Origin of the sequence: Citrobacter sp. TBCS-14 (assembly GCF_005280805.1) — a bacterium.
Classification (GTDB): Bacteria; Pseudomonadota; Gammaproteobacteria; order Enterobacterales; family Enterobacteriaceae; genus Citrobacter; species Citrobacter gillenii.
In genome coordinates, this window is the sequence record NZ_SZWM01000496.1 from 1 (window position 1) to 210 (window position 210).

At 51.0% G+C, this 210-nt stretch carries 1 protein-coding gene; it reads left to right on the plus strand.

All coding sequences use genetic code 11. From position 1 onward, the window contains the following. Positions 1-210 (plus strand): ABC transporter transmembrane domain-containing protein (locus FDX22_RS19525; RefSeq protein ID WP_255432974.1); only part of this gene is annotated, 210 nt, incomplete at both ends.

The following is a 210-nucleotide window of genomic DNA, read 5'->3' on the forward strand; positions in this document are numbered from 1 at the left end:
ACTGATCGCTCTGTGCTGCTGTGGATGCCTCTGGTGGTCATTGGGCTAATGATAGTTCGCGGTATTACGAGCTACGTCTCCAGCTACTGTATTTCATGGGTGTCAGGCAAAGTGGTCATGACCATGCGCCGCCGCCTGTTTGGTCATATGATGGGTATGCCTGTCGCCTTTTTTGATAAACAGTCTACCGGTACGCTGCTGTCTCGTATT